This is a genomic window from Rheinheimera faecalis, assembly GCF_021290965.1.
Lineage (GTDB): Bacteria > Pseudomonadota > Gammaproteobacteria > Enterobacterales > Alteromonadaceae > Pararheinheimera > Pararheinheimera faecalis.
In genome coordinates this window covers 1-624 of sequence record NZ_JAJOYT010000037.1, presented here as the reverse complement: position 1 = coordinate 624, position 624 = coordinate 1, and the positions used below count along the sequence as shown (strand labels likewise).

Sequence of the window (624 nt, the reverse complement as noted above, 5' to 3'; positions counted from 1 at the left end):
GTTTTATTTTCAGCCCCAAAACCACCTACTTCAGTAGGTGGTTATCATCCAAAAGGCTTTGCCTGTAAAGACCTACTCATGTTAATTGCCGCTTTGATTTTTCGCAGAGTCAAAGAGGTAAAAAACATGAGTAGATATCAACAAGCATCGCATGTGTTCTGGCGGTGTCAATACCATATAGTCTGGACACCGAAGTACAGATTCAGGATATTGAAAGATAATGTAGGGAAGGAGGTCTGGCGTTGTATTCAGGTATACAGTACTCAGCTGGGCTGTGAAGTGGTAGAACTTAATGTGCAGATAGACCATGTGCATCTGGTAATAAAAGTCCCACCAAAGATATCAATATCGAAGCTAATGGGGGCACTGAAGGGAAAAATAGCGTTGAAATTGTTCAGTAAATTCCCACATCTGAGAAAGAACAAAATGTGGGGTAATCGATTCTGGCAACGTGGTTATTTCGTAGATTCAGTAGGGATCAACGAGGACATAATTAGGCGCTATGTAAGACATCAAGAAAAAATGGAACGTCAGGAACAGGCTGAACTAGCACTGGACTAGACAAAAGGCCCCTTTGAGGGGCTTCACGCAAAGCCACCTTCTTCAGAAGGTGGATTCTTTACT

1 protein-coding gene is annotated in these 624 nt (G+C 42.3%); it reads left to right on the top strand.

The genetic code is table 11. The features are described 5' to 3' along the window. The first annotated feature begins 126 nt into the window (after window positions 1-126). Window positions 127-561 carry an IS200/IS605 family transposase gene (tnpA, locus tag LSG34_RS20660; RefSeq protein WP_233011224.1) on the top strand — a complete coding sequence of 145 codons (435 nt, stop codon included), beginning with the start codon at window positions 127-129 and terminating at the stop codon, window positions 559-561. Window positions 562-624: the final 63 nt, after the last annotated feature.